Origin of the sequence: Kribbella sp. NBC_00662, from assembly GCF_041430295.1 — a bacterium.
Taxonomy (GTDB): Bacteria; Actinomycetota; Actinomycetes; order Propionibacteriales; family Kribbellaceae; genus Kribbella.
Genome location: NZ_CP109029.1, coordinates 5,938,715 through 5,955,611 on the forward strand (window position 1 = coordinate 5,938,715; position 16,897 = coordinate 5,955,611).

The 16,897-nt window shown below is 65.8% G+C and carries 16 protein-coding genes, 7 tRNA genes and 1 pseudogene; 14 read left to right on the top strand and 10 right to left on the bottom strand.

Going from position 1 to position 16,897, the window contains the following annotated elements; genetic code table 11:
- The 4 genes from OHA10_RS29445 (at position 1) to OHA10_RS29460 (ending at position 4,231) form a co-directional block, all read left to right on the top strand.
- Positions 1-744, top strand: coding sequence for an SDR family NAD(P)-dependent oxidoreductase (locus OHA10_RS29445; protein WP_371402006.1), 744 nt, complete (start codon positions 1-3; stop codon positions 742-744).
- Positions 745-917: 173 nt separating this feature from the next.
- Entirely contained in the window at positions 918-1,766 is an 849-nt protein-coding gene (locus tag OHA10_RS29450) for a DMT family transporter (protein ID WP_371402007.1), read from the top strand.
- A 53-nt stretch (positions 1,767-1,819) separates the two neighbouring features.
- Complete coding sequence (locus OHA10_RS29455) at positions 1,820-2,788, top strand: LuxR C-terminal-related transcriptional regulator (RefSeq protein ID WP_371402008.1); 969 nt, start codon at positions 1,820-1,822, stop codon at positions 2,786-2,788.
- Between the two features lie 99 nt (positions 2,789-2,887).
- Positions 2,888-4,231 carry a peptidoglycan DD-metalloendopeptidase family protein gene (locus OHA10_RS29460; protein WP_371402009.1) on the top strand — a complete coding sequence of 448 codons (1,344 nt, stop codon included), beginning with the start codon at positions 2,888-2,890 and terminating at the stop codon, positions 4,229-4,231.
- A 211-nt stretch (positions 4,232-4,442) separates the two neighbouring features.
- Here the strand turns inward: OHA10_RS29460 and OHA10_RS29465 are convergent.
- The 4 genes from OHA10_RS29465 to OHA10_RS29480 form a co-directional block, all read right to left on the bottom strand.
- Positions 4,443-4,514 (bottom strand) — tRNA-Val (locus OHA10_RS29465).
- Positions 4,515-4,539: 25 nt separating this feature from the next.
- Positions 4,540-4,610, bottom strand: a tRNA-Cys gene (locus tag OHA10_RS29470).
- Between the two features lie 41 nt (positions 4,611-4,651).
- A tRNA-Gly gene (locus tag OHA10_RS29475) sits at positions 4,652-4,724 on the bottom strand.
- 167 nt (positions 4,725-4,891) lie between these two features.
- Entirely contained in the window at positions 4,892-5,767 is an 876-nt protein-coding gene (locus OHA10_RS29480; protein WP_371402010.1) for a sigma-70 family RNA polymerase sigma factor, read from the bottom strand.
- 96 nt (positions 5,768-5,863) lie between these two features.
- On the opposite strand from OHA10_RS29480, the gene OHA10_RS29485 reads away from it, so the two are divergent.
- Positions 5,864-6,304, top strand: a complete 441-nt coding sequence (locus OHA10_RS29485; protein ID WP_371402011.1) for a pyridoxamine 5'-phosphate oxidase family protein — start codon at positions 5,864-5,866, stop codon at positions 6,302-6,304.
- Between the two features lie 192 nt (positions 6,305-6,496).
- Entirely contained in the window at positions 6,497-6,952 is a 456-nt protein-coding gene (locus OHA10_RS29490) for an aldo/keto reductase (RefSeq protein ID WP_371408007.1), read from the top strand.
- On the opposite strand, the gene OHA10_RS29495 is transcribed toward OHA10_RS29490, so the two are convergent.
- Positions 6,934-7,878: an AraC family transcriptional regulator gene (locus OHA10_RS29495; RefSeq protein ID WP_371402012.1), complete on the bottom strand. Its 945-nt coding sequence runs from the start codon at positions 7,876-7,878 to the stop codon at positions 6,934-6,936. The genes OHA10_RS29490 and OHA10_RS29495 overlap by 19 nt on opposite strands.
- Before the next feature lie 74 nt (positions 7,879-7,952).
- Here OHA10_RS29495 and OHA10_RS29500 point away from each other — a divergent pair, with 74 nt between their 5' ends.
- The gene (locus tag OHA10_RS29500) at positions 7,953-8,966 is read left to right on the top strand and encodes an SDR family NAD(P)-dependent oxidoreductase (RefSeq protein ID WP_371402013.1); all 1,014 of its coding nucleotides are present in this window, start codon (positions 7,953-7,955) and stop codon (positions 8,964-8,966) included.
- 323 nt (positions 8,967-9,289) lie between these two features.
- Here the strand turns inward: OHA10_RS29500 and OHA10_RS29505 are convergent, their stop codons facing one another.
- Positions 9,290-10,693, bottom strand: coding sequence for a hypothetical protein (locus OHA10_RS29505; RefSeq protein WP_371402014.1), 1,404 nt, complete (start codon positions 10,691-10,693; stop codon positions 9,290-9,292).
- Between the two features lie 224 nt (positions 10,694-10,917).
- On the opposite strand from OHA10_RS29505, the gene OHA10_RS29510 reads away from it, so the two are divergent.
- Positions 10,918-11,490: a tyrosine-type recombinase/integrase gene (locus OHA10_RS29510; protein WP_371408008.1), complete on the top strand. Its 573-nt coding sequence runs from the start codon at positions 10,918-10,920 to the stop codon at positions 11,488-11,490.
- Here the strand turns inward: OHA10_RS29510 and OHA10_RS29515 are convergent.
- A tRNA-Val gene (locus tag OHA10_RS29515) sits at positions 11,450-11,521 on the bottom strand. The genes OHA10_RS29510 and OHA10_RS29515 overlap by 41 nt on opposite strands.
- Before the next feature lie 130 nt (positions 11,522-11,651).
- On the opposite strand from OHA10_RS29515, the gene OHA10_RS29520 reads away from it, so the two are divergent.
- On the top strand, positions 11,652-12,212 hold the full coding sequence (locus OHA10_RS29520; protein ID WP_137255016.1) for a CGNR zinc finger domain-containing protein: 561 nt from the start codon (positions 11,652-11,654) through the stop codon (positions 12,210-12,212).
- 42 nt (positions 12,213-12,254) lie between these two features.
- On the opposite strand, the gene OHA10_RS29525 is transcribed toward OHA10_RS29520, so the two are convergent.
- Positions 12,255-13,067: an aminotransferase class IV gene (locus tag OHA10_RS29525; RefSeq protein ID WP_371402015.1), complete on the bottom strand. Its 813-nt coding sequence runs from the start codon at positions 13,065-13,067 to the stop codon at positions 12,255-12,257.
- A 165-nt stretch (positions 13,068-13,232) separates the two neighbouring features.
- Between OHA10_RS29525 and OHA10_RS29530 the strand changes: the two genes are divergently transcribed.
- From OHA10_RS29530 to OHA10_RS29550, 5 genes and pseudogenes are all read left to right on the top strand, one after another.
- Positions 13,233-13,305: transfer RNA gene (locus OHA10_RS29530), tRNA-Gly, on the top strand.
- A gap of 61 nt (positions 13,306-13,366) precedes the next feature.
- Positions 13,367-13,437, top strand: a tRNA-Cys gene (locus tag OHA10_RS29535).
- A gap of 30 nt (positions 13,438-13,467) precedes the next feature.
- A tRNA-Val gene (locus OHA10_RS29540) sits at positions 13,468-13,539 on the top strand.
- A gap of 377 nt (positions 13,540-13,916) precedes the next feature.
- Positions 13,917-14,165: pseudogene (locus OHA10_RS29545) on the top strand (alcohol dehydrogenase catalytic domain-containing protein); the annotation flags it as partial.
- Between the two features lie 3 nt (positions 14,166-14,168).
- Complete coding sequence (locus tag OHA10_RS29550) at positions 14,169-14,822, top strand: zinc-binding dehydrogenase (protein WP_371408009.1); 654 nt, start codon at positions 14,169-14,171, stop codon at positions 14,820-14,822.
- Here the strand turns inward: OHA10_RS29550 and OHA10_RS29555 are convergent.
- On the bottom strand, positions 14,812-15,411 hold the full coding sequence (locus tag OHA10_RS29555; protein ID WP_371402016.1) for a formylglycine-generating enzyme family protein: 600 nt from the start codon (positions 15,409-15,411) through the stop codon (positions 14,812-14,814). The two genes, OHA10_RS29550 and OHA10_RS29555, sit on opposite strands and share 11 nt — an antisense overlap.
- Complete coding sequence (locus OHA10_RS29560; RefSeq protein WP_371402017.1) at positions 15,411-16,862, bottom strand: ArnT family glycosyltransferase; 1,452 nt, start codon at positions 16,860-16,862, stop codon at positions 15,411-15,413. Before OHA10_RS29560 ends, OHA10_RS29555 begins: the two co-directional genes overlap by 1 nt.
- Between the last annotated feature and the right edge of the window lie 35 nt (positions 16,863-16,897).

Consider the following 16,897-nt stretch of genomic DNA (forward strand, 5'->3'; position numbering starts at 1 on the left):
ATGAACCGATCTGTGCTGGTGACCGGAGCATCACGGGGGATCGGAGCGGCGACGGCGCGAGCCTTCGCCGCGGCGGGCGACCGAGTGGCAGTCCACTACAGCGCCTCGGCGGACGCCGCAGCCCAAGTGCTGAAGGAGCTGCCTGGTACGGGTCACGTGATGGTCCAGGCTGATCTCGCTGATCCGGCGGCGATCGAGTCGATGGTCGACGACGCCGCGAGAGCGCTGGGCAGCATCGACGTACTGGTCAACAACGCCGGCCTGTATGTGCCGCACCGGATCCGCGAGACGACGTACGCCGAGTGGCAGCAGGCGTGGGCGGAGACGCTCGCGGTGAACCTCGTCGGGCCTTCCAACGTCACCTGGTGCGCGGTCCGGCACATGGGCCGCGGCGGTCGGATCGTGAACGTCTCGTCCCGCGGCGCGTTCCGCGGCGAGCCGAACCAGCCTGCGTACGGCGCCTCGAAAGCCGCGATCGTGTCGTTCACCCAGTCGCTCGCTCGAGCCCTGGGGCCCGAAGGCATCGCCGTCACCGCCATCGCCCCTGGCTGGACCGTTACCGACATGGCCGCCATGAACCTGTCCGGCGACGGCTACGACCGCCGCCGCCTCGAGAGCCCGTTGGAACGAGTAGCCGACCCGTCCGAGGTAGCGGCCGCCATCATGTACCTCGCTTCCGCGGAAGCCGAGTTCGCCACCGGGACTGTCCTGGACTTCAACGGCGGCTCGTATCTGCGCATGTAAAACCATTCGCTGCACATCCGTGGACTAGCTACTGTCCACTTCGTGCATCGCATCATCTGCCCGCCGGCCGCCGCTTAGCGGACGGCTTCCCAACGCTCAGGTCGCTCTGACCTGAGCTCCTTCGGCCTGTTCGCAGACGCCCCACTTTCATCGCGAACATCCCGGAGCAACCGATGCACTCTCGTCTCTCGACCAGACGCGCCTTCCTGTACGTCGTCATCGCCGCCATCGCCTGGGGAACCGGCGGCCCCACCGGCGCACTCCTCACCCAACACGCCGGCCTGACGCCCACAGCCACGTCCTTCTGGCGCCTGACCACGGCCGCCCTCTGGCTGGCCCTGGCTCGCCGCCTGTCAGGCAGAGGAGCCGCCCGCCCGCACTTCACCGCAACCCCACTCCGCCACCTATTCAGCGGCGCCGGCCTGGCCCTCTGCCAACTCGGCTACTTCATCGCCATCCCCCGAGTAGGCGTCGGCATAGCGACTGTCATCGCCCTGGGCGCCGCCCCCATCCTCATCACCCTCGCAACGAGAGAACGCCTCACCAAGTCCATCCTCGTCGCCCTCATCGGCCTGACCCTCCTGACCTTCACCACCGGCCAAGCCAACCTCACAGGCGTAGCAGCAGCCCTGGCCTCAGCAGCCGGCTACTCAGCAACAACAATCCTCAACCGCCACACCCCAGACCCGCTAACCACAGCATTCCTCGGCTTCCTAGTAGGAGCAGCCTTCCTACTCCCCTTCGCCGCCCTACCCACCACACCCCTCGGCTGGCTCCTGATCGCCTACTTCGGCCTGATCCCCACAGCCCTCGCCTACACCCTCTTCTACACAGGCCTAAGAGCCCTCGAAACCTCCACCGCATCCGTAGTAGCCCTACTGGAACCAGTAGTTGCCACCGCGATAGGAGTAGCACTCTTCAACCAGCACCCCACAACGATGTCCCTCGTAGGCGGCGGAGTGCTCCTGCTAGCAATAACCCAAAGTCATTCCGATGCTCGACCCTCTGCGGACGATCTGTAGGAAACGACCGTAGGGTGGGGGATGGAACTCCTGCGCACCTGAGGACGGCGTCAATGTCTGATCTCAGTCAGTTCTCGCCGTGGCTCGCCGAGATTCTTCGGGATGCGTACCGGACGTTGAGTTATCTGCCCGACGGCCAGCGGCGCAAGCTGTTCAACCAGTGGCGCGTGACGATGGGCACGATCGCCCCTGTCGACAGCTTCTACGTGGCGTTCTTCCGCGACGAGCAGTACCTCGTACTGCCCTACGTGTACGACGCGCCCGAGGAGCGGTCTCCGGGGCACCAGATCTACGGGCCCGACCGGCTCGCTGCCTGGATCAAGGGGAATGCCAAGCCCTACTGCTACCGCATGGACGACGGCCTCCTGCTCCACCGAGGCTTCTCGTTCGGCGACGAGGAGCGGCTGTCCCGGGACGCGATCGCGGTTCCGTTGCTCCAGCCGTCAGCGCACGGAGCGGCGGTCATCGGGCTCGCCTCGATGCAGAGCTATCAGTCCGGCGTCTACGACGGCGAAGTCGTCCGGGCATTCCAGTGGCTGGCCGACGGCGTCGTCAGAGCATTGGTCCGCGAACAGGAGGACATCGCGCGCGAGAGCACGTTGTTCGGTCGCGAGGCGCTGGCGTCCGGACCGGTGTCGGTCGTGGACGTGCTCGAGGCGTTCGGCCAGCAGCTGGAGCAGTTGCGCGGCGAGATCATTCGCATGGTCGACGGTGGCCTGTCCGATCCGCAAACCGTACTGCGTGATCTCCACGGCCTGCGGGATCGTTGCGAGCGAGCGCAGGCCGAGATGAACGATCTGCTGATGCGGCCGTCGGCCGAAGCCCGCACCTTCCTGGAACTCCTCACCTCGCGGGAGCGCGAGGTCGCACTGCTCTTGGCGGACGACCTGACGAACGAGGAGATCGCACGGCAGCTGTCGATAACGGTGTCCACGGTGAAGACTCACGTGACCCGGATTCTGGACAAGCTCGGCGTGCGTCAGCGCGCTGCCGTGATCGCGAAGCTCCGGCCCTACGGGTAGCAGCAGCGGTACGACTTTGTCGTACGTGCGCGCCCCACGGTGTTCAACCTCGGTCTACTACCTCGCAGTACCTCCGGGATCGACCATGGTGGAGACCGGATGGAGGCCGATGTGATGGGGATTTTCACGGCGCGACCACGCGCGCGACGTACGAGTCTGCTGGCCGCGCTGATTGTAGGTCTGACGACGGTGGCCGCCCAGCCGGCGCACGCAGTGCCGACCTTTCACGCACCCTGGGACGCAGGCGTGCGGATGGCCGTCGGCAACCCGGCGGGCAGTGGCGGCGGAGGCTTCTACGGCCACAACTCGTACGACTACTACGCCGTCGACATCAACAAGCCGAACGGCGCCGACGACTGCGGCATGAACGTACGAGCAGCCGCGGGCGGCACTGTCGTCTACTCCGCATGGGACAGCGGAGGCGGCGGCAACCTGATCGCGATCAATCACGGCGACGGCTATCTGACCGTGTACCAGCACCTGCAGGACCGATCCGTGTCCACTGGCAACACGGTGACTGCGTCTCAGGTCATCGGACACATCGGTACGACGGGCAACAGCACAGGCTGTCATCTGCATTTCGTGCTCCGCAGCGGCGCCGGCAGCAACCCGGGCCCGTGGAGCGGTACGGCGATCCCGCCGAGTCCGATGTCAGGCGTTGCCCTGGTCGCACCCGGTAGCTACGTAACCAGTGACAACACTCCGTTCCCCGCCGCATGGGGTGGCGTCGGTGGCAGCTCGTTCTACGGAAGCGACACTCTGCCCGCGGGCCAGCAGCTGAACCAGAATCAGTACCTACTCTCCACCGACCGCCGATTCGCGCTGCTGCTGCAGGCCGACGGCAACCTCGTCCTGTACAGCGGAACCGCGATCTGGAGCTCCGGTACGTCGGGCGCCACCCGGCTGGTCATGCAGACCGACGGGAACCTGGTCCTCTACAACGGCAATACGCCGGTCTGGCAGAGCTTGACCAGCGGCAGCGGCGCGGCGCACCTGACGATTCAGTCGGACGGCAACCTCGTCGTCTACAACAGCTCGAACGGCGCACCGAAGTGGTGGACCGGAACGGGCGGCCGCGGCGGCACCACCGCCTACGGATCAGCCGTCCTGCCGGCCGGCAACCAGCTCAACGCCTCGGGATCCGACTACCTGGGTTCCGCGGATCTGCGCTACGCCTTGCTGATGCAGTCCGATGGCAGCATCGTGCTTTACGGACCCGGCTACCACGTCCTCTGGGCAGTCCAGACGCCCGGCGCCACCCGGCTGGTCATGCAGGCGGACGGCAATCTGGTGAGCTACGCCGTCAATACACCGCTCTGGTTCACCGGGACCGGCGGGACCGCTATGGCGCATCTGACCGTCCAGAACGACGGCAACGCCGTGGTCTACCGGGACTCCGACAACGCTGTCCTCTGGCAGTCCGCGACCAACGGTCAGATCTGACCCGACCGGTGGGAGATTGTCGGATTGTGAGGACTTGGAGGAGGTGAGCCAGCAGCCAACCCAAGCCGGGACGAACCGCCGAGCGAAGCGAAGGCCCCAGGGGGTGCGGGTGGCGGAGCCCCCGCAACGCGGCAAGCGAAGCGCAGCCGCACAAATGACGAAGGCGACCCGGTCCGCGCTCTCCGCGGACACGAGTCGCCTATCGGCTTCGTGGACGATACTGGGATCGAACCAGTGACCTCTTCCGTGTCAGGGAAGCGCGCTACCGCTGCGCCAATCGTCCAGGAACTCAACAATACTGAGGTTCGAGGTGGAGACGGGATTCGAACCCGTGTACACGGCTTTGCAGGCCGTTGCCTCGCCTCTCGGCCACTCCACCAAAGAGACGTGCCACAACAATTCTTGGGCGAACCCTCTCCGAGCGGACGACCGGGTTCGAACCGGCGACCTCAACCTTGGCAAGGTTGCGCTCTACCAACTGAGCTACGTCCGCATCACCCCGAGTGGGTTTCCCTCGGTGCGAGAGCAGAACAGTAGCGCACTTTCCGCCCGGACAAAAACCGGATTCCACGCTGTCGTCGTCCGGGTACGACGAGCGTGAATCGCACCCCATCCGTCACACGAGTCACACCGAACCTGTCCACTCGCCACGCCGTCCGATCAGCCCTGCAACGACACCAGATCGACGGTTTGCAGGTAGTCGGCATCGCCGCGGAGTTCGATCGTCGCGACACGCCCGTCGACGACCGTGAAAGAGAACACAACGACGGGTTCGCCACGCTGCATCCACACCAGCCCGGGCATGCCGTCGACCAGTACGAGTTTCGCCGCCTGCGCCCGTCCGGTGAAGGCCCGCGCGACGCGGTCGTGTCCGGAGATGCTCCCGGCCATTCCGCGTTCCGCGGCGGTGGCGTCGGCACGCAGTACGACCTCGGGATCGAGCACCTCGAGCAACGCCGAGAAGTCCGCGTTGCGTGCGGCGGCGAGGAATGCGCTGACGACTTCCTGTTGCCGAACCACATCCACGCTGGTCGGTTCCGGCGTACCGCGGACCCGCCGTCGGGCGCGGCTCGCGATCTGTCGTGCGGCCGCCGGTGACTTACCGATGATCGGCGCGATGTCTTCGAACGGTACGGCGAACAGGTCGTGCAATACGAACGCCAGCCGCTCCGCCGGGGACAGCGTCTCGAGTACGACGAGCAGCGCGAGACCGACCGAATCCGCTTGCACCGCTTCGAGTTCGGGATCGGGTACGACGTCGTCCGCGAGCACAGGGGAGTGGTCGCCGACCGGGAGCTCGGGCCGGCCGCGGCGGGAGCGCAGCATGTCGAGGCAGATCCGCCCGACGACCGTGGTCAGCCAGCCGCCGAGGTTGTCGATCGTGGCGGTGTCGCTGCGGCTGAGCCGGATCCAGGTCTCCTGGACCGCGTCCTCCGCCTCCGGTTCAGAGCCTAGGATCCGGTACGCGACAGCCCGCAGGCGGTCCCGGTTCTGCTCGAACCGTGTCGCGAGCCAGTCGTCCGCATCCATGTCCATCACCATTCCACCTGTCACACCACCCGGCCCAGCGCCGTCATCCCGATGACGATGTGCCGAGACCACATGTGACAGTCGAACGAACAGGAGCCCGCCATGACGGCACCACCCCGCCCGCTGCCGGTACGCAAGCAGGACATGCTGCGCCGCTTCGAAACGGACGTCGACGCGTGGGTGTCCACAGCCTCGCTGGACGGTACGCCGTACCTGATGCCCTTGTCGTTCCTGTGGTCCGACGACACCCTGCTGCTCTCCACATCCGTCACCAACCCGACCGCCCGCAACCTCCAGGCGAACCCACAGCTACAGCTGACCATCGGGGAGTTCCGCGACGTCATCCATATCACCGGAACCGCTGCGGTCGCAGATGTCACCGATGCCGAGGGCGAATCCTTCGCGACCAAGGCCGGCTTCGACCCGCGCCCCCTGCCGAACTACCCGTTCTTTCGCGTCACCCCCACGAAGATCCAGGCCTGGCGAGAGGTCAACGAACTCAAGGACCGAGTTCTGATGGACAAAGGCATCTGGCTCGTCTGACTTGACTTGGAGTGCGCTCCAGAAAGCAAGCTGGAAGGCATGTTGTCTCCGACTCTTGGAATGGACGGACTGTCAGTGCGCTCTGCTTAGGCGCGATGAACTTCGGTACGTCGACGCCAGCCGATACCGCGATCGCGATTCTCGGTCGGCTGCAGCAACACGGCCACCTGGCGTCAGGACCGCGCTCGCCGGATCGCAGCTGCCCAGGGCGTCGCGCAGTACTCCGTCATCCAGCAGCACTCGAGCTACCTCTGGCCGAACCCGCCCTCACTGCAGCACGTAAGCCGTCACGGCACTGCGCACTACCAGCACGCGGGCGTCGAGCACTTCGACTACCTGTCAGAGCACCCCGACGTGACGCTCGTTGCCTACCAGGCTCTACTCACGGGCTCCTACACCCGTCCGGACCGCCCGTTCTCCGCCCAGCGCGGCTACGCGCACCCGACGGCCTACGTCCGCTACCAGACTCTCCGCCAAATCGCCCAAGACCTCGGCGCAACCCCCAACCAGGTCGTGCTGACCTGGCTCCTCCATCACAACGTCATCCCACTGATCGGGGCGTCGTCCCTCGAACAGTTGGAGGAGGCACTGGCGGCGCTAGATATCGAGCTCGACGCCGATCTGGTGGATCACCTGGACAACGCCTGATCGCGGACCCGGTAGCGGTAGCGCAGTGGTGACTCGCCGACCTCGCGTTTGAACGCAGTACTGAATGCGCTCTCCGAGGCATACCCGAGCTCGGTCGCGAGTGACCCGACGGTGACATCGGCGTCGCGGAGAGCGCGTTGGGCGAGCATCATTCGCCAGCGGCTGAGGTACGTGCGCGGCGGCATGCCGGCCACGTCGCGGAACCGCTCGGCGAACGACGTACGAGACATCGCGCCTGCTTGCGCCAGCTCGTTCAGCCCCCAGAGCTTGTCGGGCTGCGAGTGCATGAGGGTGAGGGCGGGGCGGAGGCGGTCGTCGGTCAGGACGCGCAGCCATCCCGGCGGCAGATCGGCTTGTTCGACGTACGCCCGGAGTACTTCGAGGAGCACCAGCTGCGCGTGTTGCCGGATCGCGAACGTCGAGCCGATGCGGTCGCCGGCGACCTCGTCGAACAGCCGATGGAGACTGCCGCGCAGGTTGGCGCCGGTCGTGGGGGAGGCCCGCACATGCGCGACCGGCGGCAGCGCTTCGAGCAGCAGCGTCCGCCCGGCCTCGTTCAGATCGATGCGACCACCGAGGATCACGTCGTCGGTCGTCCAATCGGCCGCGGTGAGCCTGCCCGCCTCCTCAGGAGCGATCTCGTGCACCGGTCCGTCGCCGGACCCGCCCGACAGCTCCATCCACGACCGGCCGTTCAGGATCGCGACATCGCCGGGCTCCAGCTCGACTGCTTCGTCGGTGCCGTCAGCGCCGTCAGCGCCATCAGCGCCGTCGGCGCGCAGACGCGCCCGGCCGGCGATCACCGCGATGAACTTCAGTGACTCCTGCAACTCACCCCGGGACACCCAGCGTCCGCGGACGGCGAACCCGCCCGACACCACACCCCGGACGTTGACGAGCTCGAACACCTCGGACAGCTGATCCATGGGCTGTACTCTCGCGAAGAAAATCTGGACGGATACTTATTCAGAGTACGCCGTCCACGCCGCACGCTAGAAGCATGACCCAAACAAGACAGCACCCCATCGGCACGGGTTTCACCGCCGCCTCGACCGCGGACGACGTACTCGCCGGCATCGACCTGACCGGCAAGAACGCGATCGTCACCGGCGGCCACCGCGGCCTCGGCCTGGAAACGACCCGCGCCCTCTGCAAGGCCGGGGCGACCGTGACAGTTGCCGTTCGCAACCCCACGAGCGCCGCCGCGGCGTTGGAGGGGATCGATCGCGTCGAGGCCAGTGAGCTGGACCTGCTCGACCCGAAGTCGATCGACGCCTTCGTCGACCGCTATCTCGCGACCGGCCGGCCGCTCCACATCCTCATCAACAACGCCGGCATCATGGCCGGCCCGCTCGTCCGCGACGCGCGCGGCTACGAATCGCAGTTCGCCACCAACCATCTCGGGCACTTCCAGCTGACCCTCGGTCTACTTCCTGCGCTTCGAGCAGCCCGTGGCGCCCGCATCGTCAACGTCACCTCCGGCGGTCACCGCCTCTCCGACATCCGCTGGGACGACCCGCACTTCAACCACGACTACGACCCGCTCCTCGCCTACGGTCAGTCGAAGACCGCCAACGTCCTGTTCGCGGTCGAGCTGGAGCGCCGGTGGTCGCAGTACGGCATCCACGCGTTCGCCGTACACCCCGGCATCGTCGTCACCACCAACCTCGGCCCCCACCTCCCCGAGGGCGAAACCCGCATTCCCTGGCTGACCACCGAGGATCTCCAGGCGATGGACCTGCTAGATGCCTCCGGCAACCAAATCGTCGACCCCGCACGCGAACGCAAGACCCCGGCACAGGGCGCCAGCACCACCGTCTTCGCCGCGACCAACCCGCAGCTGCAGTCCTACGGCGGCACCTACCTCAAGGACAACGAGGTCTCCTTGCTCGACGAGCCCACCCCGATCAACTTCACCGACCACGACGTCCGCTCGTACGTCGTCCCCCACGCTCTGGACCCACACTCCGCCGAGCGTCTATGGACGCTCAGCGAAAAGCTGATCAAGCACTAGGCGACGGATTTGCCAGCCCAGCTCCTGCTCGCCGGCCTAGGGAGGAGGCGGCTCGCTCAGGAGGCGGTGGCAGCTGTTTCGGAAGCCGCCGCGTGGGCTGATACGTCCGTGCGGGTGCTGCGGCGTACGAAAGGCCGGTCCCTGGGGGACCGGCCTTGGGTGGTTCCGGGTGGGCGATACTGGGTTCGAACCAGTGACCTCTTCGGTGTGAAGGCGGATCCGCCGTACCGCACTGTTTATTGGCGTCCTTGGGGTCCGGTCGCAGTCGCGCGCGGCGTTCTCGTGGCCTGGGCGTGTCTTCGGGCTTGCTGCCTTCTCGCTGCCTAACTCGAACCCTCCTGGACGTCCTCGGTGTCGCTATCCGTAGGCGACGTGTTGGCGTTCCAACTCCGCCAGACTGCCCGTACAGGCTCCATGAACACGTAGTGCGCGCCGGACTCCTCAATGGGCTCGCCGATCTTGACTCTCCGCCAGCGCCGAGAGAACGGCAGGATGATGGCACGCATTGACCCGTCCGACTGTTCCGCGTGAATCATCAGGGCCTCCTGACGCTCCGGGTGCAGAGTCGCGGCGATGGGGACCCCGTGCTCGTCCGGTGTGATGGGAGCCCACCAGACCTCACCTATCATAATCAGTCCGTCGAATTCATTTATAAGTACATCTTCGGCAATCTCTAGTGCGAGTTCACGTTTGCCAGCCCGATTCTTCGCTGCGAGGACCTTCGTTCCCATTCCCATCTTGCCGCGAAAATAGAAGACGAACCAGCCGTGCTCTTCGCCAGATTTGAGGATCTCCGTAGCGATTTCGGTATACCGAGGAACCAGATCAAGGAGGGATTCCGCAGGTCCCCAGTTGCTAGCGAGTTCCTGCATGCGCTTAGCGCGGCGTTTAGGGAGCTGATCGACGTCGGGTGGTTCTGGAATGCCGGACCAGCTCGACGGACCCTTGGATCCCGGGATATCGCTCAGCTCTATGCTCAGAGTTCTGCTGCTGCGAGTTGTCAGCATGCACGGCAGGCGTCCGTGTTGGTATTTGCTCTCAAACTCCACTACTTCGTGACCGTGTTTTACAGCTACCCCGTGCTTGATCCCTGCCCGTTCGTGTGCGTCAGCGAGCAGCTCGCTAAGAACGCCGTATGCATGGGCTAGGGCATCCAGCAGCTCGCGTCCAGGAAGCGCCGAATCCTCCCAACGCCGTTCTATAACCAATGTTGCATCGTCAAGAATTGCAGGAGGTAATGCGATTGATTTGAATTTTGCCAGGATCTCATCGAGGGACGAACGAACAGGTGCGGCGACGGTGAACTTCGGGTGATTGCCCGAAAGAGATGCTAAATCCTCCTCGACAGCCGAGGCGGCATCCTCATAAAAGGCAACAATCGAGGCTCGGAGAACTGAGTTCGTTTCCAGATCTCCAGCCTTCACGATTCTGTTGCGAGAAGACACGACCCATTTCATAACGGGATCGGCCGCCATCTTGGCCTGCCATACCGGATACCAGTCGTCAAAGTCCGATATTAGTCGCTTCTCTTTCTGCAGAACGAATGTCACGTTCCTCAAGGCCTGGATGCAGGCATTCAAGTTTGTTCGAAAGAAGCGAGGGGATTGATAGTGGTTGAGGCATTCATGCCAAAAATGGTGCACCTCCTCTAGCCGCTTGTGCGCCGTCGGAGTTGGACACGATTTCGGGGGCGTCTCGGCCTCCGCCTTCTCACCTTCGTTCGCCACGAGAGCTATGGTCGCATCGATCGCAGCGCGGGCGTAGCTCTGGATTGACTGGGCAGAGATCAAGCGTTTGCGTGTCCGGAGCGTCAGCCGGTGTCTTGGCCCACCAGTGCTCTAAGAGCTCGCCGAAGGTCAGTAGGTGCCCTACGATCCGGGTCCCATCGGAATGCTCCGACAAAGTCTTGTCCTGTGCCCGACTCGTCCGCCGAGTCGTGCCGGTGCCGCCAATGGTGGCGCGGCTCCTGGGGGAGTACCGCGAGCTGTACGGCACCGGCCGGGCCGGGGAGGTGTTCATTAACGAGGCGGGCACCCCGTTGCGCCGGACGCTGTTCCGGGCGCGCATCTGGCGTCCGTCGCTCGTCCGGGCCGGACTGCTCGGCTGGGTCGCAGCTGACGGCGACAAGTTCCGTGGTACTTGGCCGACCCCGGGCGGGGATGAGACCGAGTTGTTCGAGACCAAGGCGCAGGCAGTGAAGGCGGTGTCACGCCACGCCGATGGCGGGCTGCGGTTCCACGACCTACGGCACTCCTACGCGTCGTGGCTGATCACCTCGGGTGTGCCGGTTCCCGACGTACAGCGGGTGATGGGGCACGAGCGGCCGACGACGACGCTGATGATCTACACGCACGTCCAGGGAGGCTCTCAGGAGCGGGTTCTAGGCGCTCTTGCTGCTTTTCGCTGCCTGACGAGGGCTGAAACGAGAAGAGCGGGGACCCGGCTGGTGCTGGGTTCCCGCTCTGACCTGCACGTACTTCGGGTGGGCGATACTGGGTTCGAACCAGTGACCTCTTCGGTGTGAACGAAGCGCGCTACCACTGCGCCAATCGCCCGGATGGTGGTGCTGGTGTTTCTTGTGGGGTGGTGCGGGTGAAACCTTAGCGCATCATTGCAGCGACGATCTAATCGGGCCGGGCTACTCTTGCTGCAGGACGGAGATCCCGTCCCGTTGGAGACGTGATTGTGACTTTCTCGCACGACACCGAGCAGGCGCTCGGCACGCTGGTCCGGCTCGTCAACACCATGCCCGGACCGAACAGCCAGGTCGACTCGCTGGAGACGCTCGAGGAACTGGAGAAGTTCGTCCAGGAGCGGGAGTTCAGCGCGGTCGACACGTTGACGGAGAAGGACCTGGCCGAGGTTCGCGATCTGCGGCCGCTGTTCGCGCCGGTGTTCACCACGGACTCCGACGCGTCCGCGGCGACGATGATCAACGCGATCATCGCCCGCGGTACGTCGACTCCGCGGCTCACCAACCACGACGGGCACCCGTGGCACATCCACTACTCCCGCGCCGGCGCGTCGCTGGCCTGCCGGATCACGGTGGAGTGCGGGATCGCGCTTGCTCAGGTGATCTCCGCCGGCGAACGCGAACGCCTCCGCCGCTGCGAGGCGCCGGACTGCGACGACGCCCTCATCGACCTGTCGCGGAACCGCTCCAAGCGGTACTGCGACGCCCGCACGTGTGGCAACCGTTTGCACGTGGCGGCCTACCGCGAGCGCCGCAAGGCCTCGGGAGAGTGACCACGAGTCGGGGAGGATCTACCAAGATCCTCCCCGCTCTCGTTACGGGTTGGGTTCGCCGGCCGAGCGGTCGGCGAAGATCTTCGCCACCTGCGCGGTGATCGTGCCCGGAGCGGTCAGCTCTCGGTCGTCGACGCGGTGGATGCCCTGGATGTCGCGAGTCGTGGATGTGAGGAAGATCTCCTCCGCCTCGAACAGCTGCTCCAGCGGTACGTCGCGCTCGACGCCGCCGAACCATTCCAGGACCAGGCCCCGCGTCACGCCCGCGAGCGCGCCCGACTCGAGCGTCGGCGTGACCAGCTCACCGTCGTACACGCAGAAGATGTTCGAGCCGGTGCCCTCGGCAAGGTTGCCGATCGTGTTGGCGAAGATCGCCTCGCTGCCGCCGCGTTCCTTCGCGTAGGCGAGCGCGCGGACGTTCTCGGCGTACGACGTCGTCTTCAGGCCGGCGACCGCGCTGCGTTCGTTGCGGATCCACGGGACCGTGACGATCGCCGACGTCGCGGACGGCCGCTTGATCTCCTGGGTCGCGACCAGGATCGTCGGCCCGGACGTACCGCGATCGGACGACAACGGTGAGACACCACCCGTGTACGTGATCCGCAGCCGCCCGAACGACATCCCGGGCTCGACCACAGCCTCGATGCCGGCCTCGATCGCGGCGACATCCGGCGTCGGCAGGCCGAGCCCGACCGCCGACCGGACGAGTCGCTCGAGATGCCGTCGTACGGCGAACGGCCGGCCGTTCTCGATCTTGATCGTCTCGAAGACGCCGTCGCCGGTGGTCAGCCCGTGGTCGAGCGGCGAGACCGTCGCCTCGTCGTCCAGCAAGGCGCCGTTGAGCCAGATACGCATGTGGTGCTCCTTCCGCGCAACACCTTAGTGCGCAGGGGATCCGGTACTGCGAGGTGACCAGCCGATGACCGTACGTCGACCTGCCGGCGGACCCCGATTTTTGAAGTCGGCCCGGGATGGGCTAATGTTCTTTTCGCGCCGGGGACACTCGAATCCGGTCGCACTGCGGACGTAGCTCAGTTGGTAGAGCGCAACCTTGCCAAGGTTGAGGTCGCCGGTTCGAACCCGGTCGTCCGCTCGGAGAGGGTTCGGCGGGCCAACTTCTCAGTGCCAGCTTTCTCAATGCCAGCTTACTCAGTGGTGGAGTGGCCGAGAGGCGAGGCAACGGCCTGCAAAGCCGTGTACACGGGTTCGAATCCCGTCTCCACCTCGAGAACCTCAGGTCAAACTGAGGGATTTCGGACGATTGGCGCAGCGGTAGCGCGCTTCCCTGACACGGAAGAGGTCACTGGTTCGATCCCAGTATCGTCCACGAAGGCGAGAGGCGAGGTGTGTCGCGCAGTTCCTGCGCTGACCGCCTCGCCTTCGTCATTTGTGCGGCTGCGCTTCGCTTGCCGCGTTGCGGGGGCTTCGCCACCCGCACCCCCTGGGGCCTTCGCTTCGCTCGGCGGTTTGGCATGGGTTGGGTTCGGTAGTTCGCTCCCCGGCTTGGGTTGGGTTGGGCGGTTGGCTCACCGGCTTTGGCTGGGTTGGGCGGTTAGGCCGCCGGCTTGGGTTGGGTTCAGGGCCATCCGTTTGAGATTGTGTTTGAGAGTCGTCGAACTGATGTACGGTTTGGGTCGAACACAATTGAGGGAGGGGTGGCTTGTGCGGGCTTTGGAGCAGGGGGCTTGGGGTGGGGCGGGGGAGATGCGGCTGGTGGATGTGCCGGTGCCGGTGGCTGGACGTGGGGAAGTGTTGGTGCGGGTGGGGGCTGCGGGGGTGAACTTTGCGGATGTGATGCGGGCTCGGGGGACGTATGAGGGTGGGCCTCGGGTGCCGTACTTGGCTGGGTTTGAGGCGGCGGGGGAGGTTGTTGCGGTTGGGCGTGGGGTGAGTGGCGTGCGTGTGGGGGAGCACGTTGTCGGGACGGGGTATGGGGCGTTTGCGGAGTACATCGTGATGACTGACTTCGTGCCTGTGCCGGTGGGGTGGGCGGATGAAGAGGCGTTGGGACTGGTGTTGAACTGGGCTACTGCGCTTGGTGCGCTTCGGTCATTGGGGCGGGTGAAGGCCGGCGACACGGTTCTGATCAATGCGGCTGCTGGTGGGGTTGGGCAGGCTGCGGTGCGGATTGCCAAGTACTACGGGGCGACGGTCATCGCGACGGCGTCGGCTGGCAAGCATGACGTCGTACGGCGGGTTGGGGCGGATCGGGTGATCGAGACTGCTGAGCTCGGCACCGAGGTGGCTGACGGCAGCGTCGACGTGGTGCTCGAGTCCGTGGGTGGTGAAACGTTCCGTAGGAGCGTGGAGGTGGCGCGGCGGGTGACGGGGAAGGTCATCGTGATCGGGGTCGCGGGTGGGGAGGCGTCGATCAGCAACTGGGAGTTGAACTTCAAGCATCCGGTGCAGGTGATCGGTCATCACCTCACCACCTTTATCCAGTACGCGCCGGACCTGTTCGCCGATGTGATGACCGAGTTGGGCAGGCTGATCGACGCGGGCGTGTACCCGCCCGGCAAGCCGACCGTCTACGACCTGGCCGACGGTCCGAAGGTGCTCGCCGAACTCGAGGCCGGCGTCACCGTCGGCAAACTCGCGCTCAGGCCATAACAGACTGCGCGACGCGGAAGCCGAGGTCCTCGATGGCGAACGTCGGGTGTGACCGGCGGCGGACCGTCGAGCCGACCGAGCGTTCTGGATCGGCGAAGCCGCCGCCCCGGAAGATGCGGTACTGGCCGTAGGTGTCGGGATCGTAGAGGTCCCAGCACCACTCCCACACGTTCCCGAGCATGTCGTGCAGTCCCCACGCGTTGGCAGCCTTCTCGCCTACGGCATGCGGCCGCCCGCCGGAGTTCTCCGCGTACCAGGCGATCTCGTCGAGCTCCCCATAGCGGTACGCCGGTACGCCCGCCGTACACGCCCATTGCCACTCGGCCTCCGTCGGCAGTCGATACCCCGGAGAGTCCCAATCGCAGCTCACCGACAAGCCGGAGATCTCGTAGGCGACCGGGAGCCCCGCATCGACGGACATCTGGTTGCAGAGGGCAACGGCGTCGTACCAGCTGACGCCGGTGAGCGGTACGTCGTCCACAGTCACCGGGTAGCGTGCCAGGCGGAACGCGGGCAGGTTGACGTGCCAGCGCCGGCCCAGGCGATCGTCGCGAAGGAAGATGAGGCCGGCAGGTACATCGACCAGCATCAGTAGAACCTGCGGAGCTTCGGCCACAGGGTGGACCATGGCTCCGCGGGCGCTTCGCACAGGAACAGGGTGGCGCCGTCCTCGTCGTTCGAGACGATCGCGTGGATCGTCCCGACCTGCCTGCAGTCCCGGAACTCCGGCGTCGGCACGATACCGACGAGCAGCACCGGCCCGCTGTTCGTGTCCGGTGGGCGTTCCCAGTCGGCGAAGCTCATGTGGCCGGAGTAGGCAATGGGCAGACCGTGCGAGGGCCCGTACCGCCGGAGGGCGCCGGCCTCGCCGTAGTTGCCGGTGAAGATCGTCGCGGTCGAGCGCTCCGCGGGCGGGATCTGTCCCCACGCGGTCGCGACCGAGGCGACGAAGGCCGGCCAGCCGATCTGTTCGCCCTGCTCCTTGTTCACCGGGATGACGAAGTCGGCTGCTGATGCGGGCAGCACCGGCAGCGTGAAGACGGCCGAGGTCAGCGCTGTGAGTACCAGCGCGATGACGGCCTGGATCCGGTGCCGGTCGATCCATCGCAGCGTCGGCTCGCAACCGGCCGCTACGAGGATGAGCAGGAGAGGCAACGCGTAGTACGACTTGCCGCCGGCGACCAGGACTGCCACGCACAGCACTGGGTAGGCGAGCGCGATGGAGCGGGCCCATGGGAGCTTCCGCCACAAGCGGAGGAATCCGGCCACCCAGATCGGAACCAGGAACGGCGACAGCAGCAGAATCTGCAGTGGGATGAACGTGATCCGGTTCTCGGTGCCGTCGTCCTCGCTGATGCCGCCCGCGACGGTGAGCTGCGGCCAGCCGTGCTGGAACTGCCACACCACGTTCGGCAGAGCGATCACCCCGGCGATGGCGACGCCCGCGAGCAGCCACCACGAGCGCAGCACGCTGCGTGGTCCGACGAGCAGGACCGAGACGAGCAGCGCGCCGACCGGCAGCACCACGAGGTACTTGTTCTCCAAGGCGATCCCGGCCGTCAGCCCGAGCGCGAGCCACCAGCGGCCGTCGCCCGTGCGCAGCAGTTTCACCGCGAACAGCCCGATCAGCATCCAGGCGAGCAGGTCGTACGTCGCTGTGGACACCATGTGCCCGACGCCGAGCACGAACCCGGAGACGGCTGCGCAGATCGCGGCGAGCACCTGTCCGCGTCGAGCGCTACCGAACTCGCGGGCCAGCAGCGCGATCACGATGATCGTCGCGACGCTGCTGAGCGTCGACAGCACGCGCAGGCCCATCACGGTGTCGCCGAAGATCGTGGTCGAGATGCGGGCGATCAACGGCGTCAGCGGCGGCTGGTCGATGTACCCCCAGCTGAGGTGCCGCCCGGCGACCATGAAGTACAGCTCGTCGCGGTGATAGCCGTACCGCCCGGACAGCACAGTCAGCACGACACCAACAAGCAACGCCACGCCGACCACGGGTCGTGCAGCGAACGGATGCACCGGAGGTCGGGTCATGGCCGCATGTTGTCAGCCGGAGAGGGTCCCCGCCA

Excerpts from the sequence above, each read along its gene's own strand:
- OHA10_RS29560 (WP_371402017.1), bottom strand. The coding sequence starts at position 16,862 with ATGACCCGACCTCCGGTGCATCCGTTCGCTGCACGACCCGTGGTCGGC.
- OHA10_RS29495 (WP_371402012.1), bottom strand. The coding sequence starts at position 7,878 with ATGGATCAGCTGTCCGAGGTGTTCGAGCTCGTCAACGTCCGGGGTGTG.
- OHA10_RS29450 (WP_371402007.1), top strand. The coding sequence starts at position 918 with ATGCACTCTCGTCTCTCGACCAGACGCGCCTTCCTGTACGTCGTCATC.
- OHA10_RS29480 (WP_371402010.1), bottom strand. The coding sequence starts at position 5,767 with ATGGACATGGATGCGGACGACTGGCTCGCGACACGGTTCGAGCAGAAC.
- OHA10_RS29460 (WP_371402009.1), top strand. The coding sequence starts at position 2,888 with ATGGAGGCCGATGTGATGGGGATTTTCACGGCGCGACCACGCGCGCGA.
- OHA10_RS29445 (WP_371402006.1), top strand. The coding sequence starts at position 1 with ATGAACCGATCTGTGCTGGTGACCGGAGCATCACGGGGGATCGGAGCG.
- OHA10_RS29555 (WP_371402016.1), bottom strand. The coding sequence starts at position 15,411 with ATGCTGGTCGATGTACCTGCCGGCCTCATCTTCCTTCGCGACGATCGC.
- OHA10_RS29525 (WP_371402015.1), bottom strand. The coding sequence starts at position 13,067 with ATGCGTATCTGGCTCAACGGCGCCTTGCTGGACGACGAGGCGACGGTC.
- OHA10_RS29455 (WP_371402008.1), top strand. The coding sequence starts at position 1,820 with ATGTCTGATCTCAGTCAGTTCTCGCCGTGGCTCGCCGAGATTCTTCGG.
- OHA10_RS29510 (WP_371408008.1), top strand. The coding sequence starts at position 10,918 with ATGGTGGCGCGGCTCCTGGGGGAGTACCGCGAGCTGTACGGCACCGGC.
- OHA10_RS29500 (WP_371402013.1), top strand. The coding sequence starts at position 7,953 with ATGACCCAAACAAGACAGCACCCCATCGGCACGGGTTTCACCGCCGCC.
- OHA10_RS29485 (WP_371402011.1), top strand. The coding sequence starts at position 5,864 with ATGACGGCACCACCCCGCCCGCTGCCGGTACGCAAGCAGGACATGCTG.
- OHA10_RS29550 (WP_371408009.1), top strand. The coding sequence starts at position 14,169 with ATGACTGACTTCGTGCCTGTGCCGGTGGGGTGGGCGGATGAAGAGGCG.